Genomic DNA, 26,457 nt, shown 5'->3' on the forward strand with positions numbered 1-26,457 from the left:
TTGTATAAGTACTTATATAATTTATGAGCTTTTACGAATCATTGGGATTTTTGGTATTTGGAAGCCGGCTGCGCAGGCTGAGCGAGGCATTTCTGGCAGACGTGAACAAGATCTACGCCTCGCACGAGCTGCAATTCGACGCCGCCTGGTTTCCGGTATTTTATATTTTATCACGCCAGGAAACGGTTTCTATCAGGGATATTTCTGACGAGCTGGGCATTTCCCATTCGGCCGTAAGTCAGCTGGTAAGCAGTCTGCAGCAGAAAGGCCTTATAAAGACCGCAACAGCCGACGATGATGCACGCAAAAAAGTGGTGGCCTTCACCGCAAAAGGAAAAAAATTACAACAGCAGGTGCAGCCGGTATGGGAAGCACTGCAACAAGCCATGGGTACCCTGGTACAGGAAGGGAAACATAGCAAAACTATATTGACAGCTATTAGTGAAATTGAACAGGGCTTACAAAATGAATCAGTTTTTAACCGGGTGCAAAACATTTTGCACCATAAGTAACTATTATGCAACAGGAGTTTTTTTACGGTATCGATGACCTCACTATTGGGAATGCACTGGCCATTGCCGGCGGCAAAACAAAAGGCGTGTTGAATAAAACGGCCATTGCCAATATTCAGAAAAGCCAGCAGTATGTACAGGAAATTGTTGAGACCAACAGAACAGTATATGGCGTTAATACCGGTTTTGGCGTATTGGCCAACAAACCCGTGTCGGAAGAGGATACCCGTATTTTACAACATAAGATCTTACAAAGCCACAGCGTAGGTGTTGGAGCACCCATCAGCGTTGAAATTGCCAAACTGATGCTTATTACCAAAGTGCATGCACTGGCCCGGGGTTATTCAGGCGCCCAGCTCGTCACGCTGCAACGCATCATCTGGCATATTGAACAGGACGTAATTCCCGTGGTGCCGGAGAAAGGAAGTGTAGGCGCTTCGGGTGATCTGGCGCCATTGGCCCATTTGTTCTTACCCCTGATCGGACTGGGTGAAGTGTTTTATAAAGGGGCAAGGTATAAGTCAATCGATCTGTTAAAACAATTTGATCTGGCACCTATTCAACTGGGTCCCAAGGAAGGCCTGGCACTGATAAATGGCACCCAATTCATTTTATCGTTTGCAGTAAAAGCTGTCCAACGCATGCATTACTGTTTGGAAGCCGCCGACATCATTGGCGCCATGAGCCTGGAAGCATTGACCGGCACCAAGGCGCCTTTTGATGAACGCCTGCACGAGTTGCGTCCATTTGCCGGCAATAAACTGGTGGCCCAACGACTGAGATTATTATTACACCAGAGCGATATTATGCAAAGCCATGTTGATTGTGGCCGTGTGCAGGACCCCTACAGCCTGCGTTGTATGCCGCAGGTACATGGCGCCAGCCGCAATGCATGGTTACACCTGAAACAATTGACCGAAGTTGAATTGAATTCAGTAACAGACAATCCCATAATACTAAGTGCCGATGATACCATCAGTGGCGGTAATTTTCACGGGCAGCCATTGGCAATGCCACTTGACTACGCCTGTATAGCCGCTGCTGAAGCTGGTAATATCTCTGACCGCCGTTGTTACCTGTTACTGGAAGGAAAATGGGGATTACCCATGCTGTTGATGAAAAATGTGGGGTTGAACAGTGGGTTTATGATCCCGCAGTATACTACTGCCGCCCTGGTAACTGAAAATAAAACCATGTGCTTTCCGGCCAGTGCCGACAGTATACCTACTTCGTTAGGGCAGGAAGACCATGTAAGCATGGGCAGCATCAGTGGCCGTAAATTGAACCAGGTATTAGATAACCTGGAATTCATTTTAGCCATTGAGTTATTAAGTGCCTGTCAGGCCATTGAGTTCAGACGGCCCCTGAAAAGCAGCGGGATCCTGGAATCGGCCCATGACTATGTGCGGCAATTTGTAAGCTTTGCCGAGGAAGACAGGATCTTCGCCGATGACATTGACCAAATAAAACAACTCATTAGTAATTTTTCGTTTGTGGAACATTGTAATGAATTCGCCGGATTGAAAAAGATCGATCTAAATGAAGGATTTGGAGCGTTTGGCGTGTAACAACAGGAATTGGTAACTTTAAAGACGCTTCACAAAAACTACAAATTGTAACAAAACTGCTCAAAATGATTACACCTGCAACAAAACACTACGATCCTATTAAATACAAAACCCCAACGGGTTCACAGCTTACCTGCAAAGGCTGGATACAGGAAGCAGCACTGCGTATGTTGTTAAATAACCTTGATCCCGCAGTGGCAGAACGCCCCGATGACCTGATCGTTTATGGCGGAAGGGGAAAAGCAGCCCGTAATTTTGAAGCGCTCGACCTGATCATTCAGTCGTTAAAAAGCCTGAATAACAACGAGACCCTGCTGATACAAAGCGGTAAACCGGTGGGTATTTTGCAAACACATGAAAATGCGCCCCGGGTACTGATCTCCAATTCACAATTGGTGCCTAAATGGGCCACCTGGCAGCATTTTGATGAACTGGAAAGAAAAGGCCTGATGATGTATGGACAAATGACCGCTGGTTCGTGGATCTACATCGGCAGTCAGGGTATTGTGCAGGGAACGTATGAAACGTATGCGGCAGCAGCCAATAAACATTTTGGCGGCACCTTAAAAGGTACATTGAACATTACAGCCGGTTTAGGGGGTATGGGTGGCGCGCAGCCGTTGGCCATTACCATGAATGAAGGCGTGGCATTGATCGCAGAAGTAGAGGAGTGGCGAATTGATAAACGCATTGAAACAAAGTACCTCGACGTCAAAATGACAAGTATTGATGCGGCAATTGACAGAGCGGTGGAGGCAAAAGAAAAAGGAGAAACACTTTCAATTGGGGTGTTATGCAATGCAGTGGAGTTATTAGAACGCCTGGTTGAAAGAAATATTGTGCCCGATACCTTAACCGATCAAACATCAGCACATGACCCGTTAATTGGTTATTGGCCACATGAAATTTCCCATGAACAGGCGAAGATCTTACGAGCCGAAAATCCCGATCAATATATTAATTATGCCTACAACAGCATGTATCGTCACGTGCAATTGATGCTGGCCCTGCAACAAAAAGGTGCCATCACTTTTGATTATGGCAACAACATTCGCGCCCGGGCGCAGGAAAAAGGACTGGTCAATGCCTTTGATTTTCCGGGTTTTGTACCAGCCTATATACGTCCATTGTTTTGCGAAGGAAAAGGGCCCTTCCGCTGGGCGGCATTGAGCGGCGACCCAAACGACATTTCCGTCACAGATGAAGTGATAGGAAATTTGTTCCCGGAAAACAAATCACTGCAACGCTGGCTGAAACTGGCAAAAGAAAAAATTGCTTTCCAGGGTTTACCTGCACGAATTTGCTGGCTGGGCCAGGGGGAAAGAGAGAAAGCGGGACTGGCTTTTAATGAACTGGTTAGGACCGGAAAAGTAAAAGCACCCATTGTTATTGGCCGCGATCACCTGGATACCGGTTCGGTAGCATCCCCCAATCGGGAAACAGAATCGATGCTCGACGGTAGTGATGCCGTAGCAGACTGGCCGATCTTAAATGCCCTGGTGAATACGGCAGGGGGCGCCAGTTGGGTAAGTTTGCATCATGGAGGTGGAGTAGGGATGGGCTACAGTATTCATGCTGGAATGGTGATCGTTGCAGATGGCACAGCCGATGCTGAACAACGACTAGCAAGGGTTTTAAGAAACGATCCGGGTATGGGAGTTATACGACATGCCGATGCCGGATATGACATTGCAAAAGAAACTTCAAATAAATTTGATCTTGATTTGAAAAAACGCTTTCATAGATAATAATTATTTTCTATTTTGCTGACGATACCACCGACCCCGACCGGAAAAACTGGTATTTATACTATGACAAAATATCTTGCGTAATCTGTACGTTGTAGCAGTTATGAAGATTAATATGCATGAAAAATCCGCAATATGAAAACAACCATTTCCTTGTTCTTTTTTGCCCTGGTGACCAGCAGCGTGTTTTCTCAAGCTAAAGTTAGCCTGAAGATCATTCAAAACGGCGCAGCTGTTGCACCCGTTAATGGCGAGTATGAGTTAAAGAAAGCCCCCTTTTCAGTAGAGTTCACATTTGACGTTAACACCGTTGATGGTGTTTTTGTTAATGCCGATTTCACCGATGCGGTTTACAAAATCGGTGACAAAGCCCCTTTAGCCGACCTACAAGACATTCCGTTCAAAATTGTTAAAGAAGACAACTTTAACCCCAACAAACAAATTGCGATCAACTCTGACAACTGGTCGTTCTGGTTTTACAACAAAGGTACCAATGAGTACCGGTGGGACAGAGATATCAAAACGGTAGATGCCAATACAGTGACAGCTACCCGTACAATTGAACAGGTATTTTTCCCTGTAAAAGAAAAAGCCCTTAAAATGGCTGAAGTAACTGAACCCCTCTATTTATTCTTCCTGGTTACCAACCCCTACAACCAGCGTGGTGTAGTTAGAGAGTTTTACCGTCAGCGCATGAAGTTGAATTTTAAATAAGGAAAAAGGAATATACAACATTGAAAGAGATGAAGATGAAAGTCTTTGTCTCTTTTCATTTTTAGCGCTTTCCGGAAAATAATTTTTGAAGCAGGAGATAAGAAGTATGAAGTACGATCCGGCTTTTCTTACTCTTACTTCGAATGGCGCAAGCGTCCGCTTGTGCCAAACAACACTATCCTGGTGCTGTCAACCTGTTAAGTGGACAACTTCCTACATCCTACCTCTTACTTCCTGGCTCTGAACTTAAATTCGTATTAAAATCAAACTACAAGGCCTTTAACTCAGGCAGTTAATCGTACTCCACCTCGCTATTGGCACCATAATTTCATTGATAATAAACCATGTAACAAGGCCTGGCACATTTGTACGTGGCAGAAGCCTTTATTTTTAATTGGTTTACTGTTTATTTTATGGGACGATTGATTATTATATCTAACAGGTTACCTTTTTCTATTGATCATGAAGGAGATCAGCTTACACTTCGGCAAAGCTCAGGTGGATTAGTATCGGCAATTAAAAGTTATTTTGAAAGTGATAGTTCTAAAAACAGAGGGTTTACAGAGAAGTTTTGGCTAGGTGTGGCAGATTTTCCCCAAAATGAATGGAGCGTGGTCAAGGAAAAACTATCTGGCCGTGACATTCAAATTATTCCGCTCTTTCTGAATAAGCTGCTGTACAAGGACTATTATAATGGTTTTTCCAATTCGGTGTTGTGGCCATTATTCCATTACTTTCCTAATCTGGTTGAATCGAATGTACATTACTTTGAGGCTTATGTAAAAGTGAACAGGGCATTTGCCGACAAGTTAATTCCACTTTTACAACCGGATGATACCATTTGGATACACGATTATCAGCTGTTGTTACTACCGGAAATGATCAGGGCAGAAAAGCCAGCTGCCACTATCGGATTCTTTTTACATATCCCTTTCCCGTCATACGAATTGTTCAGGACACTACCTGCTGAATGGAAAACTTCTTTATTGCGGGGTGTACTGGGCAGTGATCTGATCGGCTTTCATACACACGATTACGCACAACACTTTTTGCAATCGGCTAAAATGATCCTGGGCGTTGACAGCTCTTTTCACTCGATGCAGTACCAGGACCGGTTAATAAAAGCCGATCTGTTCCCGATCAGCATTGATTACAAAAAATTCAACAAGGCCTGTAACGATCCGGAAACAAAACAACACTATAAAGACATCAGGAAGAACTTTGAAGGAAAGAAGATCATTTTCTCGGTAGACAGACTAGATTACACAAAAGGATTGATGGACCGGCTGAATGCATATGATCATTTTCTGGAACAGTATCCTGAATGGCGGGAGAAAGTGGTGTTCATTTTAAATATTGTTCCCTCGCGTGACGACATTCAGGCCTACACGGAACGTAAACAACAGATAGAACAAAAAACAGGCACCATTAATGGCAAAATATCAACCATTACCTGGCAGCCTATTATATACCGGTACACCCATCTTCCGTTCAATGAACTGGCCGCCCTTTACAAAGCAGCCGATGTGGCGCTGATAACACCCTTGCGCGATGGGATGAACCTCGTTGCCAAAGAATATGTTGCCAGCTGTTCGGGACGGAAAGGCGTTTTGATCCTGAGTGAACTGGCCGGCGCTGCCAACGAACTGAATGAAGCCCTGTTGGTAAATCCCACCGACACTATTGAAGTTGCCAGCGCTATCAACCGGGCATTGACCATGCCAGAGGAAGAACAGGAACACCGCATGTTTTTAATGCAGCAGCGGTTGTCTGACTACGATGTTATAAAATGGGTAAGTGATTTTCTGGATCAACTGGCGAATGTAAAACAGGAACAACTGAAACAACAGGTCAAAGTGCTCGATGACCGCGTGATTGCCCAAATTCATTTGCATTATCAAATGGCCGGTAGCCGTTGCCTTTTATTGGATTATGACGGTACGCTGGTGCCTTATGCCCGCATTCCGTCAGAAGCAAAACCCAATGAAGAGTTGCGGTCTGTCTTAAACGGTTTATCAGCAGACCCAAAGAATAATGTAGTGATCATAAGCGGCCGCGAAGCCTACACCCTGGAAAAATGGTTAGGCGATCTGCCCATGATGCTGGTAGCTGAACATGGGGCCAGCTTTAAACCAAAGAACGATCAATGGCAACAGGCGGTCTCTATTCCCGATCAATGGAAGAACGAGATCAGGCCCATTATGCAACTGTTCGTTACCCATTGCGTTGGTTCATTCATTGAAGAAAAAACCAATACACTGGCCTGGCACTATCGTAATACACATCCCGAACTGGGTTTTACCCGGTCGAGGGAGTTGATCAATAACCTGACACAGTTGTTACAAAATACCATGCTGCAGGTGGTGGATGGCAATAAGGTAGTGGAAGTACGGATGTCGGGTTTTGATAAAGGCATTATGGCCCTGAAAATAGTGAACGACCTGCAACCTGATTTTGTGTTATGTATTGGTGATGATACTACCGATGAGGATATGTTCAAAACACTGGGTGAACGGGCATATAGTATAAAGGTAAGCAATGGATCAACCGCGGCGCAATACACCGTTTTTTCTCAAAATAAAGTGCTGCAGCTGTTAAAAAAACTCATGTTACCGATCGTAAATAAACAATACGCATCCTTCGACTCAGCGCAGGACTCAACTCACCGCCAGCGTTGAGGATATAAAAGAATGTCCAACGGAAAGTCCGTCAGTAGTGACACCACCCGGTGCCTGCTGACGGACTTTTTTATTCGCAATCTTGTTCCGATTTATCGGGGTTTCGAATTCGTAAATTGGGCAATTAGCCTATCTTCACTAAATGGCCACATCACTCATCACCAATATCAAACAACTCGTAAATGTACGGGAACAATGGCCTGTACTGCGGGGAAAAGAACTGGCAGATCTTCCATGTATACACAACGCATTTTTATTGATCGAAGACGATACCATAGTTTCCTATGGTACCATGGAAGAACTGGCAAAAACAAACCGCGCACTGCCAGCTGAAACTATTGACGCTACGGGAAAAATGGTATTGCCCACCTGGTGCGACAGCCATACCCATTTGGTTTTTGCAGCCAGCAGGGAAAGTGAATTCATTGACAAATTAAAAGGGCTCAGCTATGCTGAAATTGCAGCAAGAGGTGGGGGCATTTTAAATTCAGCCCGTAAATTAAATGAGGCCACGGAAGAGGAACTCTTTAACCTGGCCTGGGGCCGTCTGGAAGAACTGATCCAATTGGGCACTGGTGCTATTGAAATAAAAAGCGGTTATGGGCTCACCGTTGAGGGGGAGTTGAAAATGTTGCGGGTGATAAAAAAATTGCGCGGGCGGTCAACCGTTACCATCAAAGCCACCTTCCTGGGCGCGCATACATATCCCATGGAGTATAAAGAGGACCATTCCGGATATATTGATCTTATTATTCAGCAAATGCTGCCCGTTATTGCAAGGGAGCAACTGGCCGATTATATTGATGTGTTTTGTGAAACAGGTTTCTTTTCACCAGAAGAAACAGCGCTGATCTGCAAGGCAGGTATGCAATATGGATTAAAACCAAAGATCCATGCCAACCAGCTTAATTTATCGGGCGGCGTGCAAACCGGTATTGCCCTGGGCGCTGTTAGTGTCGATCACCTGGAAACCATGGATGAACCGGCTATAAACGCCCTGGCAGGATCTTCCACTATCGGCACACTGTTACCAACTGCAGCCTTCTTTTTAAGAATGCCGTTTCAACCGGCCCGGGCCCTGATAGACGCAGGCTGTGCCATTGCACTGGCCTCAGATTTCAATCCCGGTTCTTCACCCAGTGGTAATATGAACGGGGTGGTAAACATGAGTTGCATTCAAATGAAAATGTTGCCAGAGGAAGCGATAAATGCCGCTACCCTGAATGGCGCCTGGGCCATGGAGTGTGCCGATAAACTGGGCAGTATCTCTGTTGGGAAAAAAGCCAGTCTCATCCTTACCAAACCAGTACCCTCCCTGGCGTATATACCTTATTCTTTCGGCTCTAATTTAATTGAGAAGGTGATGATAGGAGGGCAGTGGCAGTAGAAAAAGGCAATGGGCAATGGGCAATAGCGCAAGGTTTTGGCGGGCGAAGCAAAAGGCAAAAAAAAATTCGGTGGCGAAAGGTCGTACATTAATCTCAAAGCTCGCGAACTGTTTGCCGTCTGCCGTCTGCCGTTTGCCGTTTGCCGTCTGCCGTCTGCCGTTTGCCGTCTGCCGTTTGCCGATTCACCACTCACAACTCATAACCATGTTTAGAAAAAGGAAAAAAGTCAACCTGGTAAAGGAGTTGCTTCAGCAAGACCGGTCCATTTCTATCAGGGACCGGTCAGCCGCGCTTGATTACCTGGTGGCTTTTGTGGACATGATGCGTCCGCGCCTGTCGGAGTTTGAGAACGTACAAAAGAAGTTTGCAGAAACAATACAATTTGTTCACCAGTATCCTTCTGTATTGAACAACCTGCGCACCGCTATAATGGCGCAATTGATCAACAGCAACCTGGTGCCCATGTTTACGGAAAGCGGCATCACCATTTCACGTGGTGCAGGCCGTGAATTGTTTGCCCGTTTAAAACATAAGTTTTTACCTGCGGCCCGCGACCCTAACGATTTCCTATACCTGCTTAACCGCATCTTTTTTAAACAAACCGATTATGAATGGGTTGAAAAAATAGGCCGGGATAAATGGATGCGCTTCTTTGATGGCATCGGTCTCTCTTTTTCAGGCAGCGACCCGGTTATTATAAAACAAGCGGTGCTTTCTTTACAGATCTTAAGCGCCCGCGTAGCCCAGCTGGGTTGGGAGAAGGAAATAACCCATAATACGCCGGAGCAATGGCAACCACCCAACAATCCTTTTGCGGTACAACAACACCTGGTATACCAGATAAAAGAACGCATCCTGCGTGAGCACCAGGGCCCTGAATCTATACAGGACCTGGCCCGGCAATTGAGTGGGGTACTGGCAGAATGCGAAGAACTGGTTCAGTTAATTCGCGATGAAACAGAAGAAAAAGGCACCAGTTTATCTCAAACGTTCACCCTGTTCCAACTGGAACAGAAACTGAACCGGATGACCTTGCTGTTGGATATTGCCGAAGCGGAAGAAAAGATCAACCTGACCCGTTTCGCTCAAATGTTCATTACGGTGGTCCGCTATGAGAACCGGAAAAACAGTATCAGGGAGTTTCTATCCCAAACTACCGGCTACCTGGCCTATCAGATTGCCGAACACAAAGGCAAAAAGGGAAGTAAATACATTACGGCTTCGCCACTGGAGTATTTTCAAATGATCGGCAGCGCCATGTGGGGTGGATTGATCATTTGTTTTGTGGCCATTTTTAAAAACCTGTTGGGCATGCTGCACATGGCTCCCTTTTGGCATGGCTTTGTATACAGCGTTAATTACAGTCTGGGGTTTGTTGCCATTGAAGAAACCGGGGCCACGCTGGCCACCAAACAACCGGCTTTTACCGCCAGCGCCGTGGCCAGTTCGTTAGATGCCCGTAAAACGGATGATCCCCCTAACTTATACAACCTGGCAGTAACGGTCTCAAAAGTAAGCCGAAGCCAGATCGCTTCTTTTATCGGCAACCTTATTGTAGTGTTTCCCGGTACCTACCTGCTGGCCTGGTTATACGATCTGGCAATAGGTCACCCACTGGTTCAGGGCGAAAAGGCGGCGCATTTGCTCCAGGACCAGCATCCCTGGCAAAGTCTTTCTTTATTGTATGCCTGCAATACGGGGTTCTTTCTTTTTTTGAGCGGCATTATTGCGGGGTATGTTGAAAACAAGATAAATTACGGCCGCATAGATAAACGCCTTACCGAACACCCGGTTTTACGGGTGTCATTACCGCCAAGCCGGCTCCAAAAACTGGCGGCCTACCTGAATTCGCACGGGGGCAGTTTGGCTGGTAACATTTCTTTAGGTTTTTTTCTTGGCATGGCAGGCATCGTGGGTAAGATATTTGGTATACCTTTCGATATCAGACACATTACCATTTCAGCGGCCAACACCTCCCTGGGCGCCTATGGGGTAGGATGGGAGCATATGAATTACCGGTATTTAGCCAATGTAGTAATGGGTGTTTTAGGTATTGGTTTCCTGAACTTCCTGGTTAGCTTTTCCCTTGCTTTTTTTGTAGCGGTCCGGTCAAGGGATATTCATTTGAAAGATTATCCTGGTTTTTTAAAGATACTTTGGAAATACTTCCGAAGTCATCCGCTTGATTTTATCAGGCCACGCAAACGCAGATCAGAAACGGAGAAAACAGAAACAGCATAATATCACCAATTATCAGCTATATGATAAAACATTTCAAATTCTACAGCAAGCACGATGTACTGAATCTTACCAGGATACGTAAATATGAAACCAAACTGGGTGAAACTGTGGAGGTACTACCCGAAAAAACTGATAAAAACAACTGGGAAACGGCGCTGCAGCAATCAACGGCAAAGTATGTGGTATTTGGAATTCCCGAAGATATTGGCATCCGGGCCAATCATGGTACCGGGGGCGCCGATTCGGTATGGGTGCCCTTTTTGTCGGCCTTTCTAAACCTGCAAAGCAATGATTTTTTGAATGGGGAAGAGCTGATCTTACTGGGCCAGTTTAATTTCAGTGACCTCGGTGAACTGATAGAACAGAATGCCTATGGGTATGAAGAAAAGATAGATGCTTACCGGCATGCCGTGATCACCATTGATGAAGAAGTGGAAGAACTGGCCAAGATCATCACTACCTATAATAAGATCCCGATCGCCATTGGCGGTGGCCACAACAATGCCTATCCGTTGATAAAAGGTGCGGCCAAAGGGTTGCATAAATCGGGCGTTTTACCGCTGGCACAGATCAATTGCATCAACCTCGATGCACATTCCGATTTCCGGCCTTCAGAGGGCCGTCACAGCGGCAATGGCTTCCGCTATGCCGAGGAAGATGGCTACTTACAGAAATATTGTATAGTTGGTTTACATGAAAACTACCTGCCGCAAAATGTTTGGCTCGACATTGTAAACAATCCCTTTCTTGACTTTATTACGTACGAAGATATTTTCATTCTGGAGAAAAGGAATTTTATTCAGGCCATAGCTCACGCTACCAATTTCACCGAAGATAATTATACCGGTATTGAACTGGATATGGATTGCATTGAGAATGCCTTGTCAAGCGCCATCACCCCCTCGGGCATATCAGCCTTGCACGCACGTCAGTATATAACGCTGGCGGCCCGTGAAAGCCAGGTTGCCTATTTGCATATTTGCGAAGGCGCTATCAGACTGGCCGATGGCCGCAGCAATGAAACCACCGGTAAAATGATCAGTTACCTCGTGAGCGATTTTATAAAAGCGCACGAAGAAATGGAGGCGTAAATAACCCGCATCAAAAAGGAATGCCCAGGTTGATATACCATTGCAGCTTCTTCGTTTGATCGCAGTACATAGTGCTGATCTCAAGCGGGCCCAATGCAAAGTTGTATGAATAGGTTAGCGAATACCCCGACAAAAAATTGGGATTATTCGAGAAGAAATCGCTTCGGCTGATAAAATTGTTGAATAAGATGTTGGCCTTGCCGGTGATGTAGTTATTGGTCCATAAATTTACCCGAACACCACCCTGTAACATGGCAACAGCCGGTGTGTACAGGGTGCCTTCCTGCAAACCGGCAAAGGTGATCTGGTTGCGGAATAGTTTTGTTAGCCCACCAATGGCAAATTCATTGAGCACATTGCGTTTATAGTTGAAGTTAACGCCGCCCTGTCCATTTAACAACAAGGTGGTACGTTGACTAAAGGGAATATAACTTTCCACATCGAGCGTGGTACGAAAATAGGGCTCCGTGCTGAGGTTAGTGGGATTGGGCAGGGGTTCGCCATTTGTCAGAAAATCGAGTTGGGGATGTTGTTCCAAAACCCGGCCTGCTTCACCATACAGTTTTACACCTTTGCGGGAAAAGATAGCCTTGTCGAGTGAATTATAGCCTACAAAGCCATACAATGTATTATAACTATTGCTGCCCCTGAGATCGAGTCCCTTCGTGATCTTAGGTGTGTAATGCACCCATTCGAACCGGTGGCCGGCACCTATGGTAAAACTGCGGGAAGGGGAGTACTGGAACTTTTCACCTATTTTAAAAAAGGTTTGTTTATATAACCCATCCTGTTTGTACTGGTCATAGGAGTTCACATCAAGGCGGTCGAACTGGGTTTCTGCGACAAATGCAAAGTTTTTCAGCCGGCCCAGGTACTGCAGGTGTTCCCCCCTGATCCGAAAGCTTTCTCCAATATTTACGGTGACCAGGCTGCGCGAATTGGTGACGAAAAAATTTCTGGCCGTTAAATTGGCAATGATGCCAATTCCTGTAAACCGGTTATAGTGTATGCCCAATTTGGCAAAGGTGAACGGGTTCTCCGTTACGTCAAAGATGACCTTGCAGGTGCCATTGGGTTGCGGTTGCAGGGAATAAGTAATACGGCTGTAATAGCGGGTGCCATAGGCCTGACGCACCATGTTCGACAGTTGGTGCGCGGTGTATGATCTATTCAGTTGAAGGTTCATGGTATGCACAAAGAACTCCGAAGAGGTCCTTTCCACGCCATGCACTTCGTAGGAAGAAATAGTGGCTGTATTCACCATTGGCAACCGGTTACTAACCATTTCAACCGGGCCATAAATAGTATTCAGTGAATCGGAGAGCTGTTTAAACCGGGGATATAATTTATGTCCTTCAATAATACCGGAGTCGAGGATGGCACTGCCATCGCCAAAGCTGCCCATGGTATATTTCTGTAATTTGAAGGGTATATAAATATCACATTGGGGCACTTCGGTCTTTGCGTCTTCTGCTTCGCGGAAGAAAGCGATCTGTAGCAGGATCTGTAAGGCATTGCGCACTTTTTCAGAAGGCAATAATCCACTGGCTACATTGCTGCCAATTACAATATTGGCACCCATATCTTTTACATCACGCACCGGAAAATTGCGAACAATACCGCCATCGACCATACGTTTTCCTTTAAAATCAATGGCTGTAAATACCGAAGGTATGGCCATGCTGCTACGGATAGCCGAAATGATCTCACCATCCTTCATCACAATGGCTTCACCGTTACCCACATCGGTACCTATACAACGAAAGGGGATACTGAATTGGGAAAAATCTTTTTGCTGGTATACCGGAAAGTAAAGTTCAGAGAATTTCAGCCATAGTTCCTGCCCCTGTAACAAACCACTGGGCAGACGGAAATTGCTGTTTTGCCAGGGCAATTCAACAACGTATTTCGAATACTCGTCTTTTTCTTCCATGAAAATGCTGCGGAGGGAAACCGAGTTACTAAGCAGCAGGTCCCAATCGATCTTACGGGTAATTTTTTCAATACTGTCGGCCGTGTAACCAATGGCGTACAAACTGCCGATGATACTGCCCATGCTGGTGCCGGTTACATAGTCAACTTTTAAACCGGCACTATCAATTGCTTTCAGTATACCGATATGGGCCAGACCTTTGGCGCCGCCCCCACTTAAGGTTACCCCTATTTTAGGACGGGGAGCGGGCATTTGGGCCGAAGCGGATTGGGACACCAGGAAGAATAATAACCAGGTGAACCCAGGTTTGTAGCTTTTGAATTTAACCATTTGTTACCCCCACAATTAATTTCGGGTGATATATTGGTGGGTCCCCAAAATGTGGTGGTTTGGGGAAACCTAATGACGTAATTCAAAGTGGCAGTTCATTTCTACATCGTCTATCTGGGCGCCCATTTTCCGGTAAAAGGCAATGGCGGGTTTATTCCAGTTGGAAACCTGCCAGCGTACTTTTACACAATTGGTTGCCCTTGCGTGGTCTATAACTGTTTGCAACAGCCGGGTCCCAATGGCCTGTCCTCGCGCTGAATCCACTACATACAGGTCATCGAGATAAAGCGCTTTACCGGTCCAGGAGAAATAGGCATAAAACCAGGCTGCGTAACCAATGATCCTGTTCTTGTCATCTACAGCAACAAAACATTGGAACAAATTGTTGTCAGCTTTCATTTGTTCCACCGAATTAGTTACACTTTCTGGTGATTTTTGAAAAAGTGCAAATTGGTGAATAAGTTCAATAATAGCCGGGTAGTCGACCTCGGTGCCTTTCCGAATGGTTATATTCATGGGATGGTTATTTCGCTTCCAGCTCCATAATCTTCTCAAACACCTCTTCGTACTGCTGATTCATTCGCTGCAATTCATCACTTACTTTTTTATAATCTGTTTCTGTTTGCACGAATTTGTTCCTGTCTGCATAAGTGTCCGGCGCTGTCATCTGCGCCTCCAGCGCAATTTTTTGTTGATTCAGCTGTGCTATTTTTTCTTCCAGTTGCTGAAACAGTTTTTGCTGTTTCTGCAATTCCTTTTTCAATTCTTTATTGATCGGTCCTTTAACGTCGGCAGGCTGCGGTTTGTTATCTGCAACCGGCTCTGGTTTTGGAGCTATCACTTCCTGTTTTGGTGCAGCCGGCTCTGCTTTCTGACTACCGGCTTCCGACTTTTTTCCCGTTGGTTCTCCTTTTGCTTTTTGTCGTTCTTTCCATTCACCCCATTCTTCGTAGCCGCCAGGGAATGATTTTATTTTCTTATTATCGATCTCCCAAATGGTATTGGCCACTTTGGAAACAAAATAACGGTCGTGGCTTACCAGTATCAGGCTGCCTTCATATTTTTTCAGGGCCTCTATCAATAACTCTACGGAATGTATGTCCAGGTGGTTGGTAGGCTCATCGAGCATCAGGAAATTGGCCTTGCTGATGATGGTTTTTGCCAGGGCTACGCGGGCTTTTTCGCCACCGCTCAGCACCTTGATCTTTTTATCTACATCGTCGCCGCCAAATAAAAAGCAACCCAATAGTGTACGCAGCTCCTGTTCTGTTTTCTGGCTACCGGCCCCTTTCAATTCATCGAGCAGGGTATTATTTACATCCAGGCTTTCCAGCTGGTGCTGGGCGTAAAAGCTTTCATCCACATTATGGCCCCATTTGCGTTCGCCATTGTACGTTTCGGCACCCGCAATGATGCGCAACAGGGTTGATTTCCCTTTACCGTTGGCGCCAATAAGGGCGATCTTGTCGCCGCGATTTATTTCAGCGCTGGCGTCATGAACGATCTCATTATCCCCGAATTTTTTTGTAATATGTTTTAATTCGCACAGCACTTTACCGGGCACTTTGTCAACCTGAAAGTTGATCTTGATGTTGGGCCTTTCAATAGCCACATCCTCGATGCGGTCGAGCTTATCGAGGCGTTTCATGGCGCTTTGCGCAGCCGCTGCTTTACTGGCTTTGGCTTTAAAACGCTCAATAAAACGCTCCTGTTGGCGAATATAATCCTGTTGATTTTCAAACGCGCGTTGTTGTAATTCTACGCGCTGTACTTTTTCTGTTTCGTAATAGGTATAATTACCATTATAAACATGCAATTGCCGCTGGTAAACCTCTACAATTTTGGTTACCATTCGGTCGAGAAAATACTTATCGTGGCTCACGATCACCACAGAACCCTGGTAATGTACCAGGTATTTTTCCAGCCATTCAATAGAGGGCAGGTCAAGGTGGTTGGTAGGTTCGTCCATCAGCAACAGATCGGGCTGTTGCAGGATCATTTTCGCCAACAGCACCCGCATGCGCCAGCCCCCGCTGAATTCTTTATAGGGGCGTTGCAGATCGGCATTGGAAAAACCAAGGCCCTGCAATACTTCCTCTGTTTTATGGTGAATGTTGTACCCGTCGAGGGTATCCATTTCATGTAACCGGTCGGAATATTTGTGCAACAGGGCATCTTCCTGCGCCGGAGTCCTTCCGCTGGAGGTGTTTTCCAGTTCTTTACCCAGTTCTTCAAGTTCCTTTTCCAGTTGCAAAACACGCTCAAAAGCGCCTAAGGCAACCCCCAATATAGAATCGTTCGTATCAAAACTTAACAGGTCCTGGTGCAAATAGCCGATGGAAGTGTTGCGACTGCGTTCCACCGTACCTGCCGAAGCCTGGTATTGCCCTACCAATAGCTTTAATAAAGTTGATTTACCAGTACCATTATAGCCAATTAAGCCTATACGTTCGTTGGGTTGGATATGCCAGGTTGCATCTTCTACAATTGCCCGGGCCCCAAATTCAAAAGTTACGTTCGTTAATCCTGCCAGCATAGTTTATTTCAAAATGAGTTGCAAAAGTATAACAAATCGGGCCGTTTGGAAAGTGTTCCCCAAAAGATGGCAGGAAGAAAAAAACAGGCCGGTATTTTAAACGAAATCACTTGTGTATGAGGCAGTAATGTAAGGTTATTCTTCTATCTTTGGAATGTAAAGAGCACGTTAAATGTGGCGACCTTAAAACCGGCAGGATTATTTCGGTACAAAACTGCCACTCCCCGGAATCCGAAACGCATAAACTTATAAGGATGAAAAAAACGTTAATCGTAGTAATTGTACTTGCCATTTTTGTGTTAATTGCCCGGCCTTTTTTTTGTAACAGTAAGAAAAATGATAAATCGGCCGGTGAAACTGCCGAAACTAAACAACAACCCGTGTCGATCTCCGACAATTCAGATGCTTTTAACCAGTCGTATACCCAATTACTGAATGCATACAATGAATTGAAAAATGCCCTGGTAGCCAGTGATGCTGCAAAGGCGTCTGCCGCCGCGCAACAAGTGCGTACAACTGCCGACAGCCTGAAGGTAAATGAAATAAAAGGCGATAGCACCGGGCTGATAAAAGAAACTGCCCAAACTTATACCAGTACTATTACCGGTTCGGCCCAGGCTTTGATAGCAGAAAAAGACATTGAAGGAAAACGTAAGGAATTTGTAAATATAGCCGATGCCATCTGGAGCCTTACCCGTACCGTTCGGTACAATGGCAAAAAGTTATACTGGGAATACTGCCCTATGGCTTTTGACAATAAAGGCGCCTACTGGATCAGCTATGAAAGGGATATTAAAAACCCTTACTTCGGTAGTAAAATGCTCACTTGCGGCAGCGTGGAAGATTCGCTGGACTACTCAAAATAACCAGGCTATCTACCGCGGCTTTGGTTTTAAGATAAAGGAAAACTTTAGTTAATGACCAGACTGGTTGCTATAGTATTTGGTGTATGTAGTGTTCTATTTGCCACAGCACAGGAAAAATTTACATTGAGTGGATATGTGCGCGATTCGCTGTCGGGTGAAACACTTATCGGTGCCACGGTTGCCGTGAATGGCCATGGTAAAAGCATTGTTAGTAACCAGTTTGGGTTTTACTCTATAACATTACCCAGGGGCACCTACCCCGTGCTTATTACTTTTACCGGCTATCAACAGGTACAGCAGGTAATTGCCCTCGACAGGAACATTGAACAGAGTTTTTATCTTCCCATAAAACCTGTTTTACAGGAAGTAATTGTTTCGGCCCGCCGGCGAGATGAGAATGTAACGAATGCACAAATGGGCAAGATCGATCTGTCGATCACCCAGGTGAAATCGGTACCCGTGTTACTGGGTGAAACCGATCTGTTAAAAACCCTGCAACTGCTGCCTGGCGTGCGCAATGCCGGGGAAGGCAATACCGGTTTATATGTAAGGGGCGGTGGGCCCGACCAGAACCTGATATTACTCGACGACGCCACGGTTTACAACACAGGCCACCTGTTTGGTTTTTTCTCCATATTTAATTCAGATGCCATCAAAAATATCTCCCTGGTAAAAGGCGGGATGTCGGCACAATATGGCGGTCGGTTGTCATCGGTGCTGGATGTGGCCATGAAGGAGGGGAATTTGAACAAATTTGAAGTAGAGGGTGGGATAGGGGCCATTGCCTCCCGGCTATCCGTACAAGGGCCTATTAAAAAAAATAAATCTTCCTTTATCATATCGGGCCGGCGCACGTACCTCGATCTGCTGGTGAAACCTTTTATTTCTGAAAAAAGCGATTTCTACGGCTCCGGTTATTATTTCTACGATTTCAATGCCAAGGTGAATTATATTTTCTCAGAAAAGGACCGCCTGTACCTGAGTGGTTATTTTGGAAGGGATGTGTTTACTTATCGTAACTCGCGCCGTGTATTCAAGGCCGATATTCCCTGGGGCAATTCAACCGCCTCGCTGCGCTGGAACCATGTATTTAACCGGAAACTGTTTGCCAATACCACGCTGGTGTATAATGATTATGCGTTCTCCTTTGGCGCCGCCCAGAACGATTTCAAAATAAAACTATCATCGGGTATTAACGATTATAGTGCTAAGACCGATTTTGATTTTTACCCATCCACCCAGCACAAGATCCGCTTTGGAGGTATTTTTACCTACCATACTTTTACACCCAATGTCCTAAGCGGCAACCAGGGCGATAACCAGTTTTATCCTGATAACACCATGAAAAAATATGCGGGTGAAACAGGCATTTACGCGCAGGACGAGTGGGATGTAAGTGATCGCATAAAAATAAACGCCGGTTTGCGTTACAGCCGTTTTGTACAGGCCGGCCCTTACAAAATATTTTCTACTGATATAAATGGCAACAAGTCGGACAGTATTTCCTATAGCAAGAATAAACCCGTAAAAACCTACGGCGGGTTTGAGCCGCGGGTCACCCTCCGCTATGCTATCAATGACGAAACATCTTTAAAAGCAGCTGTTACCCGTAATTACCAATACATACACCTCGTAAGCAATGCCGGTTCTACCTTGCCAACCGATTTGTGGGTACCCAGTACATATCGGGTAAAACCCCAGGAAAGCTGGCAGTATGCCGCCGGTTTTTTCAAAAACTTCAGCAACAATATGCTGGAAACATCGGTGGAAGTGTATTATAAAAAAATGAACAACCAGATAGAATACCGCGAAGGATATACGCCCTCGTTAAAAGACCCTGAAGAGGATTTTGTTTTTGGCAAGGGCTGGAGTTATGGCACAGAACTGTTCATTAATAAAACAAAAGGTAAACTCACCGGCTGGATCGGTTACACCCTTTCCTGGACCTGGCGCCAGTTCGATACGCTGAATGAAGGTAAAAAATATCCATCCAAATACGATCGGCGTCACGATCTGTCGGTGGTGGCTACTTACCAGTTGAATAAAAAATGGAAGCTGTCGGGTGTATTTGTATATGGAAGCGGTAACGCTGTTTCATTGCCTGAGCGTTTTTATGTAGTGGGGGGCGTACTTACCCAGGAGTACAGCAGGATCAATCAATACCGGCTGGCCCCTTATCATCGTATGGATATTTCGGCTATTTATACCCCCCGAACAAGTCCCAATGCACGATTTAAAACAAACTGGGTGTTCAGCATTTATAATGTATACAGCAGGTTGAACCCCTACTTTATTTACTTCAGCCAGGAGGGCAGTCCTTATGATGGTTCTTTAAAGATCTCAAGCGAGCAGGTTTCCCTTTTCCCGATCATACCTTCCGTTACCTGGAACTTTAAGTTCTGATCACATCAACGAAGGCCGTTCGGTTATTTCATGGTATTTGATCACATCGCTGGCATAATAATGCACTACCATACTTTTACGGGTAAGCGCCGGGTTGCGAATGGGCGCTCCACCATGAACCAGGTTGGCATGCCAGATCAACACATCGCCTTTTTTGGCAAGCAGTTCCTGCCGCGAAAACCGGTGTTTTTCTATCAGTTCTTCCACCATGTCTTCATAATCGGGATAATCATGTTTGCCCAACGACAAAAAAGAGCTGCCGGCGTTCCAGTCATTGTTAAGCAGGTAAGGTAATTTATGGCTTCCGGGGTAATAGAAGAGGGGGCCGCTATCGGGATGCACATCTTCCAACGCCACCCAAATGGCAATCAGATAACCCAGTGGATATGTGGTCATATGTACACTGTCGGAATGCGCTCTTTGTCCGCTGCCATTGATAAAATTGATGGTTTGAAAAGGCACCATTTCTTTATCCAGCAAAAAATTGAGTAGCCGGCTGATCACCGGGTCTTTTGTTGCCTGGCGAATAATGGCCGATCTTTTATTGGCGAACATCAGCTTGTTGCCCCATTTAAATTGCAGCGTACCATTTTTCATCAGGCTGTCAATCTCATTATTGATGGCATCACACGCCGCTGGTGAAAAATAATTCTCCAGGATCATATATCCTTTGCTACTCCAATCCCTGATCTGTTGTTGTATCGCTGCCGGAAATTGTTGAAAGCCTTCTTTTTGTTCAGCCAGTACAGCGGAGTCGCCGGTATCGAGCCAGGCGCGGGATTCTTTATCGGGAAAATCTTTGCTGCTTACTGATGCGATGAGTGATTTTTGCAGGTTGTATTTCCTATACGCCTTTTTATTATGGAGCAATTGTTTATAATGAAGCAGGTTATACAACCAGTGAACGGGCTTAAAATGCTTTAAACTCATAATAAATATTGGCGTTAGGCGAAATATACGAATAAAGATAGTTATTTATTGTCTGCCGTCTGCCGTTTGCCGTTTGCCGTTTGCCGTTTGCCGTCTGCCGTTTGCCGTCTGCCGTCTGCCGTTTGCCGTTTGCCTCAGAAGTGTATTGCCTGATGTTTGCGGCCTGAAGCTGTCTTCCCATTGCCCATTCCCCATTGCCTATTTCCTATTGCCTCTCATATTTAAATCGTACGGTGGCGCTTTTTTGTTCGCTGGATGACAGGTGCAACTGGTAACGTTTCCGGCCGGCTGTTATAACCATCAGGGCGGTGTTAGGCGGAATGCGGCCCAGGTTTTCGGCATACATCACCAGTTCATATGCTGTATTGGGAAAGGCCGTTATATTTAGTACAAGCGGCTGTCCGGTAAGGCGTTTTTTGTACAACAACAAGGTATTGTTCAGGAAAATTGAAATGGTATCATCATCTATTTCGGCATTGTCGTACAATTCAATTTTTATATTGGGAGTATCTATGGCCAGTGTTTGCACCAGGTCTTTTTCCCGGCTTTGCAATTTCATGTTCTTTTGTAACCGGGCCAGGGTATCGTTCTGGTATACATCAACGGGGAAGATAGATTTGGCTAACCGGGAGAGGGAGATCTTGCCGGGCTGGCAATTGTTATTATTACCCATTTCATGCCCCCGCCATTCGCCCTGCAACAATTCATGGCCTTCGCCATTTTTTGTGAGGACCAGGTCATAGGTCTTTATACAGGGCACACAACTATCGGGAACGTTATACTGTAATACCGCATTTTCGATGATCACCATGCGTTTGGTAAGCGGGTTGTATTTGCCGGAAAAGTTTATTTTGGTATAACGCTCATTATCGTAACTATATACATTGCCTATAAACGAATTGTTTTGCATATAAATAATATGCAGCTCTGTTGAATAGGAGGGGAAACAACCGCCAGCATTTTGAGTTCTTATTCCGCCCCAAACTCCCGTTAATAGCTGGGCCCGGCCAACTACAGTAAGCCCAAGTAACAGGAGCAACAGCAAAAAACGCATGACTTAATTTTATTGGAATATAGCAACAAAAGTCACAACGAAGGGTACCGTTTATATAATCCAATTCTGATTTTTAGATTTTGGGATCCCGGAATTTGAGATTTGAAACATGCAGGGATTCCGCGATGAAAGAAATCACGAAATCTCTAAATCCCGAAATCAGCAATCAAAATCATTTCTCGTACTTAAATACTACCACCGCATTCTTCTGTTCAGTAGAAGTGATCCTTACTTCGTATCGTTTAGTGCCCGCTTTTACCACCATGAGTGAAGTATTTGGGGGAATTTCGCCCAGGTTTTCTGCCACCATCACCAATTCGTGATAATTCACCGTATCATCAAGGGTTATAGTGAGCGGAATGGCCTTATCGGTTAGCCGTTTCTTTGAAAGCACCAGTTTTTTATCAACGTATACCGAAATGGTGTCGTTATCAATGGTGCCGTTGTCGTAAATATTTATCTCCACCTGATTGGAATTGGTGGTGATGGTTTTTACCAGTGTATTTTCCCGGCTGGCCAGTACTTTGGGCACCGTAATGTTAGTGGGAGGCGGTGTTTTTACAACCACTTTCGCCGCTGTATCTACCTCTACTATTTTTACATTGGGCTTTGTTTCGGTGGGCGTTTTTACAATGGCCTTATTAGTTGGTTTGGTATTTACAGTGGCTTTATTAGTAGATTTGGTAACAACCGGCTTTGTGGTGGTATGCGGATTGTTTTTTGGCGTTGTTTTTACTATAGCAGGTTTGTTAGCAATGGTATCCACCTTTTTTACAGCAGGCTTTTGCTCGGCCGGTTTTGGCTTCTCTTTTTCCTTTTTTGCCAGGAAGGGTTCTTCGTAAAAATCGGAGGTGGTCACTTTACGCAGAAAAACGGTGCCACGCCCGCAGCTGGTAGAATCTCTTGTACTCGTGCTGAAGTAGGTACCTTCCAAGAATTCTTCCCCATTTTCTTTGGAATATTTCAGGAATAGCGTCATTATACAGGGAGCGCCACCCGCCATGCGGACCTCCACAATTTTCATTTCTGACAGCAAAACCTGGTGAGTGGCCGGGTTTATGGTTCCCTCGCAGGTTGCTTTTCCATAAAACACGGTGGTAAGGTAGGAATAGGTAACACCCGTGAATTTTTTATCATTCTGATCTAACTGTACTTCAAACTTATAACGATCATCAACACTCAATAGATCCATATGTCCGCCCTGAGGGGCCGAGGGGCCATTTCTGAAATTTCCCCGCCAGATGCCTGATAGCTGTTGGGCCTGCCCAAAAAAGCTGATACCCAAAAACAAAAAAAGTAGAACTGATTTCATCTGAAATTGTTATTTACTTTGGCCAGCTAAACCTACGTTTTGTGCGTATTGACTGACTTTTTTCTGGTTTTAGCGCAGTTTACCACCGGCCGCCCTTACTGTCACCCGGCAAATTACTTAATAATTAGTTTTTTACGATACACATCGTAAATGGTGGTCTGCAAATTGTTCGTTAAATTTGCCGTTCTTCCGGAAATACGATACCCACGGAAATGGGATTGTATAACCGGTCACAAAAAAAGGAAGTGATAAAATGATAAAAATTACTTTCCCGGATGGAAATGTACGGGAGTACAAAGAAGGGACCACAGGGTTGGAAATAGCGAAGTCGATCAGTGAAGGATTGGCTCGTAAAGTATTGGCCGCAAAAATAAATGGTGAGGTGTGGGATGCCACGCGCCCCATTTATACGGATGCTACCCTTAGTTTATTGACCTGGGACGACAAGGATGGTAAAAAAACCTTCTGGCACTCTTCTGCCCACCTAATGGCAGAGGCAGTGGAAAGTTTATTCCCCGGTGTAAAATTCTGGGTTGGTCCGGCACTTGACAGCCAGGCCGGGTTTTATTACGATATGGACCTGGGCGATCGCAAGCTTACAGAAGAAGACCTGCTGAAGCTGGAAAAGAAAATGAACGAACTGGCCAAACAGAACAACAGCTATGTTCGTAAAGAAATGCCCAAGGCAGAAGCTGTTCAGTATTTCACCGAAAAAGGCGACGAATATAAACTGGACCTGCTGAGCAACCTCGCCGACGGGGAGATCACCTTTTACACCCAGGGTGGTTTTACCGATCTGTGCCGTGGCCCGCATATTCCATCTACCGCACCTATCAAAGCCATTAAGCTCACCAGCATTGCCGGTGCTTACTGGAAAGGAGATAGCAACAATAAACAGCTTACCCGCGTATACGGGGTTACCTTCCCTGCGCAAAAAGAACTGGATGAGTACCTGACCATGCTGGAGGAGGCAAAGAAGAGAGACCACCGCAAACTTGGTAAGGAACTGGGAATTTTTACCATGGATGATGATGTGGGCCCTGGTATGCCTTTATGGATGCCTAATGGTACCATCATTATTGAAGAATTGGAAAAACTGGCCAAGGAAACCGAGCAGCGTGCCGGCTATAAAAGGGTTGTTACCCCGCATATTGCCAAAGAGAACATGTATATCACCAGCGGTCACCTGCCGTATTACCAGGACAGCATGTTCCCGCCCATGGAGCTGGATGGTACAAAATATTACCTGAAATCCATGAACTGCCCGCACCACCATAAAATATTCGGGGCGGAACCCAGAAGCTATAAGGATTTACCATTGCGACTGGCCGAATATGGTACCTGTTACCGGTATGAGCAAAGCGGTGAGCTGTTCGGACTGATGCGTGTACGTTGTTTACACATGAACGACGCTCATATCTATTGCACCCGTGAACAGTTTGCGGCCGAGTTCAAGGCAGTGAATGATATGTACCAGAAATATTTCAAAATATTTGGCATAGATAAGTATGTGATGCGTTTGTCATTGCACGAACCTACCAAACTGGGACAGAAATATATTGACGAACCTGAATTGTGGAAGGAAACTGAGGAAATGGTTCGCCAGGTATTGATAGAGTCAAATATTCCATATGTAGAGATCCCGGATGAGGCTGCTTTTTATGGCCCCAAGATTGATGTACAGATCTGGAGCGTAATAGGCCGCGAGTTTACCCTGGCTACCAACCAGGTTGACTTTGCACAGGGCCGCCGGTTCAAGCTGGAATATACCAATAAGGACAACTCAGCAGATACCCCATTGATCATTCACCGGGCACCATTAGGTACCCATGAGCGGTTCATCGGCTTTTTGCTGGAACACTATGCCGGTAAATTCCCGCTGTGGCTGTCACCGGTTCAGGTAAAGATTTTGCCTATTAGTGACAAGTTCCTGCCGTACGCAAATAGTGTTTTGGAATCGCTGAAAAATGCAGATATTCGTGCTGAAGTGGATGACCGGAACGAGAAAATTGGTAAGAAGATCCGCGATACCGAGCTGATGAAAGTGCCATATATGCTGGTGGTTGGTGAAAAAGAGATGAATGAGAACCAGGTGGCCATTCGCCGGCAGGGTAAAGGTGATCTGGGGTCAAAAGGCATCGAGGAGTTCATAAATGAGGCCAAAGCCGAGATCAAAGAACGCCGTGGCGAATAATATTGTGTTTGAAGATTCTATGGATTTCATAACTTAGAAGCTAGAACATTGGGTCCGTAACAACATTCGAAAACAAAATCACAATCAAAAAACGGTAATTCAGTAATTGCGCTGGTTACCAAGAACAAAAATTCTTAACTAAAAGATTTAAATGGCATTTCCACCGCGACAACCGAGAGGTAATTTCAATCCCCGATTTAAGAAGGAACAACAGCAGGAACATCGCACCAATAACATGATACGCGTACCGCAGGTACGGTTGGTTGGCGATAATGTAGAGGTAGGAGTATATTCTATTCAGGAGGCGCTTAAAATGGCGCAAGAGCAACAGCTTGACCTTGTTGAAATTTCACCACAGGCTGACCCGCCCGTTTGTAAAATCATCGATTATAATAAATTTCTGTACGAGAAGAAGAAGAAGGAAAAGGAGATGAAGGCCAAAAGTAAAACGGCCGAGGTAAAAGAGATCCGTTTTACGCCTGGTACCGATGATCATGACTTTGACTTTAAAGCGCGCCATGCCGAAAGCTTCTTAAAAGAAGGTAATAAAGTAAAGGCATACGTGCAGTTCAAAGGCCGCGCCATCATGTTTAAAGAACGGGGTGAGCTGGTATTGTTGAAATTTGCAGAGCGCCTGGCAGAAGTAGGGCAGCCCGAAGGCTTACCCAAACTGGAAGGTAAACGCATGCTGATGATCATTTCGCCTAAGACCAGTAAAAAGAAGAAAGAAGGGGCTTAGGTTTCTTATACAATCGAGCTTTAAAAGCATTCTTCCGAAAGGAGGGGTGCTTTTTTTATGGGCAAAGGGGAGAAGGCAGAGATGAAAGGCAATGGGCAATGGCCAATAGGCAATGGGAAAAGCAACGGGCAGAGAGAAGTTTACAGGTTCAAGGGAAAGCCAGGTTTCACGTTAAAGCGAGTCTCAATATCGCGAGCCCTTTCACGTCTCCCGTTTCGCG

19 protein-coding genes are annotated in these 26,457 nt (G+C 45.4%); 12 read left to right on the forward strand and 7 right to left on the reverse strand.

From position 1 onward, the window contains the following. Window positions 1-23: 23 nt before the first annotated feature. The 8 genes from J7I42_RS15265 to J7I42_RS15300 all read left to right on the forward strand — a co-directional run bounded on the left by J7I42_RS15265 (window position 24) and on the right by J7I42_RS15300 (window position 11,940). Window positions 24-512, forward strand: a complete 489-nt coding sequence (locus tag J7I42_RS15265; RefSeq protein ID WP_209139693.1) for a MarR family winged helix-turn-helix transcriptional regulator — start codon at window positions 24-26, stop codon at window positions 510-512. Window positions 513-517: 5 nt separating this feature from the next. Further along, window positions 518-2,080 carry a histidine ammonia-lyase gene (gene hutH, locus J7I42_RS15270; RefSeq protein ID WP_209139694.1) on the forward strand — a complete coding sequence of 521 codons (1,563 nt, stop codon included), beginning with the start codon at window positions 518-520 and terminating at the stop codon, window positions 2,078-2,080. A gap of 65 nt (window positions 2,081-2,145) precedes the next feature. Then, on the forward strand, window positions 2,146-3,828 hold the full coding sequence (gene hutU, locus J7I42_RS15275; protein ID WP_209139695.1) for a urocanate hydratase: 1,683 nt from the start codon (window positions 2,146-2,148) through the stop codon (window positions 3,826-3,828). A 135-nt stretch (window positions 3,829-3,963) separates the two neighbouring features. Continuing rightward, entirely contained in the window at window positions 3,964-4,542 is a 579-nt protein-coding gene (locus J7I42_RS15280) for a hypothetical protein (RefSeq protein ID WP_209139696.1), read from the forward strand. Between the two features lie 413 nt (window positions 4,543-4,955). After that, window positions 4,956-7,220, forward strand: coding sequence for a bifunctional alpha,alpha-trehalose-phosphate synthase (UDP-forming)/trehalose-phosphatase (locus J7I42_RS15285; RefSeq protein WP_209139697.1), 2,265 nt, complete (start codon window positions 4,956-4,958; stop codon window positions 7,218-7,220). Window positions 7,221-7,362: 142 nt separating this feature from the next. Further along, window positions 7,363-8,607 (forward strand): imidazolonepropionase, encoded by a 1,245-nt coding sequence (hutI, locus tag J7I42_RS15290; protein WP_209139698.1) that lies wholly within the window; start codon window positions 7,363-7,365, stop codon window positions 8,605-8,607. Between the two features lie 205 nt (window positions 8,608-8,812). Continuing rightward, window positions 8,813-10,849, forward strand: a complete 2,037-nt coding sequence (locus tag J7I42_RS15295; protein ID WP_209139699.1) for a site-specific recombinase — start codon at window positions 8,813-8,815, stop codon at window positions 10,847-10,849. Between the two features lie 20 nt (window positions 10,850-10,869). Beyond that, on the forward strand, window positions 10,870-11,940 hold the full coding sequence (locus J7I42_RS15300; RefSeq protein ID WP_209139700.1) for a formimidoylglutamase: 1,071 nt from the start codon (window positions 10,870-10,872) through the stop codon (window positions 11,938-11,940). A 10-nt stretch (window positions 11,941-11,950) separates the two neighbouring features. On the opposite strand, the gene J7I42_RS15305 is transcribed toward J7I42_RS15300, so the two are convergent. The 3 genes from J7I42_RS15305 to J7I42_RS15315 all read right to left on the reverse strand — a co-directional run bounded on the left by J7I42_RS15305 (window position 11,951) and on the right by J7I42_RS15315 (window position 16,739). Then, window positions 11,951-14,203 (reverse strand): patatin-like phospholipase family protein, encoded by a 2,253-nt coding sequence (locus tag J7I42_RS15305; protein ID WP_209139701.1) that lies wholly within the window; start codon window positions 14,201-14,203, stop codon window positions 11,951-11,953. A 69-nt stretch (window positions 14,204-14,272) separates the two neighbouring features. Beyond that, window positions 14,273-14,719 carry a GNAT family N-acetyltransferase gene (locus tag J7I42_RS15310; protein WP_209139702.1) on the reverse strand — a complete coding sequence of 149 codons (447 nt, stop codon included), beginning with the start codon at window positions 14,717-14,719 and terminating at the stop codon, window positions 14,273-14,275. Window positions 14,720-14,726: 7 nt separating this feature from the next. Beyond that, window positions 14,727-16,739, reverse strand: a complete 2,013-nt coding sequence (locus tag J7I42_RS15315; RefSeq protein ID WP_209139703.1) for an ABC-F family ATP-binding cassette domain-containing protein — start codon at window positions 16,737-16,739, stop codon at window positions 14,727-14,729. Between the two features lie 254 nt (window positions 16,740-16,993). Between J7I42_RS15315 and J7I42_RS15320 the strand changes: the two genes are divergently transcribed. Both J7I42_RS15320 and J7I42_RS15325 read left to right on the forward strand, forming a co-directional pair. Then, complete coding sequence (locus J7I42_RS15320) at window positions 16,994-17,605, forward strand: DUF3347 domain-containing protein (protein ID WP_209139704.1); 612 nt, start codon at window positions 16,994-16,996, stop codon at window positions 17,603-17,605. A gap of 51 nt (window positions 17,606-17,656) precedes the next feature. After that, window positions 17,657-20,008, forward strand: a complete 2,352-nt coding sequence (locus J7I42_RS15325) for a TonB-dependent receptor (RefSeq protein ID WP_209139705.1) — start codon at window positions 17,657-17,659, stop codon at window positions 20,006-20,008. On the opposite strand, the gene J7I42_RS15330 is transcribed toward J7I42_RS15325, so the two are convergent. The 4 genes from J7I42_RS15330 to J7I42_RS15345 all read right to left on the reverse strand — a co-directional run bounded on the left by J7I42_RS15330 (window position 20,009) and on the right by J7I42_RS15345 (window position 23,304). Further along, window positions 20,009-20,938: a phytanoyl-CoA dioxygenase family protein gene (locus J7I42_RS15330; protein WP_209139706.1), complete on the reverse strand. Its 930-nt coding sequence runs from the start codon at window positions 20,936-20,938 to the stop codon at window positions 20,009-20,011. Further along, complete coding sequence (locus tag J7I42_RS15335; RefSeq protein ID WP_209139707.1) at window positions 20,919-21,119, reverse strand: hypothetical protein; 201 nt, start codon at window positions 21,117-21,119, stop codon at window positions 20,919-20,921. Before J7I42_RS15335 ends, J7I42_RS15330 begins: the two co-directional genes overlap by 20 nt. A 24-nt stretch (window positions 21,120-21,143) precedes the next feature. After that, window positions 21,144-21,992, reverse strand: a complete 849-nt coding sequence (locus J7I42_RS15340) for a hypothetical protein (protein WP_209139708.1) — start codon at window positions 21,990-21,992, stop codon at window positions 21,144-21,146. Window positions 21,993-22,164: 172 nt separating this feature from the next. Then, window positions 22,165-23,304, reverse strand: a complete 1,140-nt coding sequence (locus J7I42_RS15345; RefSeq protein ID WP_209139709.1) for a hypothetical protein — start codon at window positions 23,302-23,304, stop codon at window positions 22,165-22,167. 253 nt (window positions 23,305-23,557) lie between these two features. Here J7I42_RS15345 and thrS point away from each other — a divergent pair, with 253 nt between their 5' ends. Both thrS and infC read left to right on the forward strand, forming a co-directional pair. Further along, on the forward strand, window positions 23,558-25,498 hold the full coding sequence (gene thrS / locus J7I42_RS15350; RefSeq protein WP_209139710.1) for a threonine--tRNA ligase: 1,941 nt from the start codon (window positions 23,558-23,560) through the stop codon (window positions 25,496-25,498). Window positions 25,499-25,649: 151 nt separating this feature from the next. Next, on the forward strand, window positions 25,650-26,237 hold the full coding sequence (gene infC / locus J7I42_RS15355; protein ID WP_209139711.1) for a translation initiation factor IF-3: 588 nt from the start codon (window positions 25,650-25,652) through the stop codon (window positions 26,235-26,237). Window positions 26,238-26,457: the final 220 nt, after the last annotated feature.

It is taken from the genome of Niastella soli, assembly GCF_017742245.1.
Lineage (GTDB): Bacteria > Bacteroidota > Bacteroidia > Chitinophagales > Chitinophagaceae > Niastella > Niastella soli.

What these genes read in the sequence shown, in the direction of transcription:
- J7I42_RS15265 (WP_209139693.1), top strand. Translation starts at nt 24, where the DNA reads ATGAGCTTTTACGAATCATTGGGATTTTTGGTATTTGGAAGCCGGCTG.
- hutH (WP_209139694.1), top strand. Translation starts at nt 518, where the DNA reads ATGCAACAGGAGTTTTTTTACGGTATCGATGACCTCACTATTGGGAAT.
- hutU (WP_209139695.1), top strand. Translation starts at nt 2,146, where the DNA reads ATGATTACACCTGCAACAAAACACTACGATCCTATTAAATACAAAACC.
- J7I42_RS15280 (WP_209139696.1), top strand. Translation starts at nt 3,964, where the DNA reads ATGAAAACAACCATTTCCTTGTTCTTTTTTGCCCTGGTGACCAGCAGC.
- J7I42_RS15285 (WP_209139697.1), top strand. Translation starts at nt 4,956, where the DNA reads ATGGGACGATTGATTATTATATCTAACAGGTTACCTTTTTCTATTGAT.
- hutI (WP_209139698.1), top strand. Translation starts at nt 7,363, where the DNA reads ATGGCCACATCACTCATCACCAATATCAAACAACTCGTAAATGTACGG.
- J7I42_RS15295 (WP_209139699.1), top strand. Translation starts at nt 8,813, where the DNA reads ATGTTTAGAAAAAGGAAAAAAGTCAACCTGGTAAAGGAGTTGCTTCAG.
- J7I42_RS15300 (WP_209139700.1), top strand. Translation starts at nt 10,870, where the DNA reads ATGATAAAACATTTCAAATTCTACAGCAAGCACGATGTACTGAATCTT.
- J7I42_RS15305 (WP_209139701.1), bottom strand. Translation starts at nt 14,203, where the DNA reads ATGGTTAAATTCAAAAGCTACAAACCTGGGTTCACCTGGTTATTATTC.
- J7I42_RS15310 (WP_209139702.1), bottom strand. Translation starts at nt 14,719, where the DNA reads ATGAATATAACCATTCGGAAAGGCACCGAGGTCGACTACCCGGCTATT.
- J7I42_RS15315 (WP_209139703.1), bottom strand. Translation starts at nt 16,739, where the DNA reads ATGCTGGCAGGATTAACGAACGTAACTTTTGAATTTGGGGCCCGGGCA.
- J7I42_RS15320 (WP_209139704.1), top strand. Translation starts at nt 16,994, where the DNA reads ATGAAAAAAACGTTAATCGTAGTAATTGTACTTGCCATTTTTGTGTTA.
- J7I42_RS15325 (WP_209139705.1), top strand. Translation starts at nt 17,657, where the DNA reads ATGACCAGACTGGTTGCTATAGTATTTGGTGTATGTAGTGTTCTATTT.
- J7I42_RS15330 (WP_209139706.1), bottom strand. Translation starts at nt 20,938, where the DNA reads ATGAGTTTAAAGCATTTTAAGCCCGTTCACTGGTTGTATAACCTGCTT.
- J7I42_RS15335 (WP_209139707.1), bottom strand. Translation starts at nt 21,119, where the DNA reads ATGGGAAGACAGCTTCAGGCCGCAAACATCAGGCAATACACTTCTGAG.
- J7I42_RS15340 (WP_209139708.1), bottom strand. Translation starts at nt 21,992, where the DNA reads ATGCGTTTTTTGCTGTTGCTCCTGTTACTTGGGCTTACTGTAGTTGGC.
- J7I42_RS15345 (WP_209139709.1), bottom strand. Translation starts at nt 23,304, where the DNA reads ATGAAATCAGTTCTACTTTTTTTGTTTTTGGGTATCAGCTTTTTTGGG.
- thrS (WP_209139710.1), top strand. Translation starts at nt 23,558, where the DNA reads ATGATAAAAATTACTTTCCCGGATGGAAATGTACGGGAGTACAAAGAA.
- infC (WP_209139711.1), top strand. Translation starts at nt 25,650, where the DNA reads ATGGCATTTCCACCGCGACAACCGAGAGGTAATTTCAATCCCCGATTT.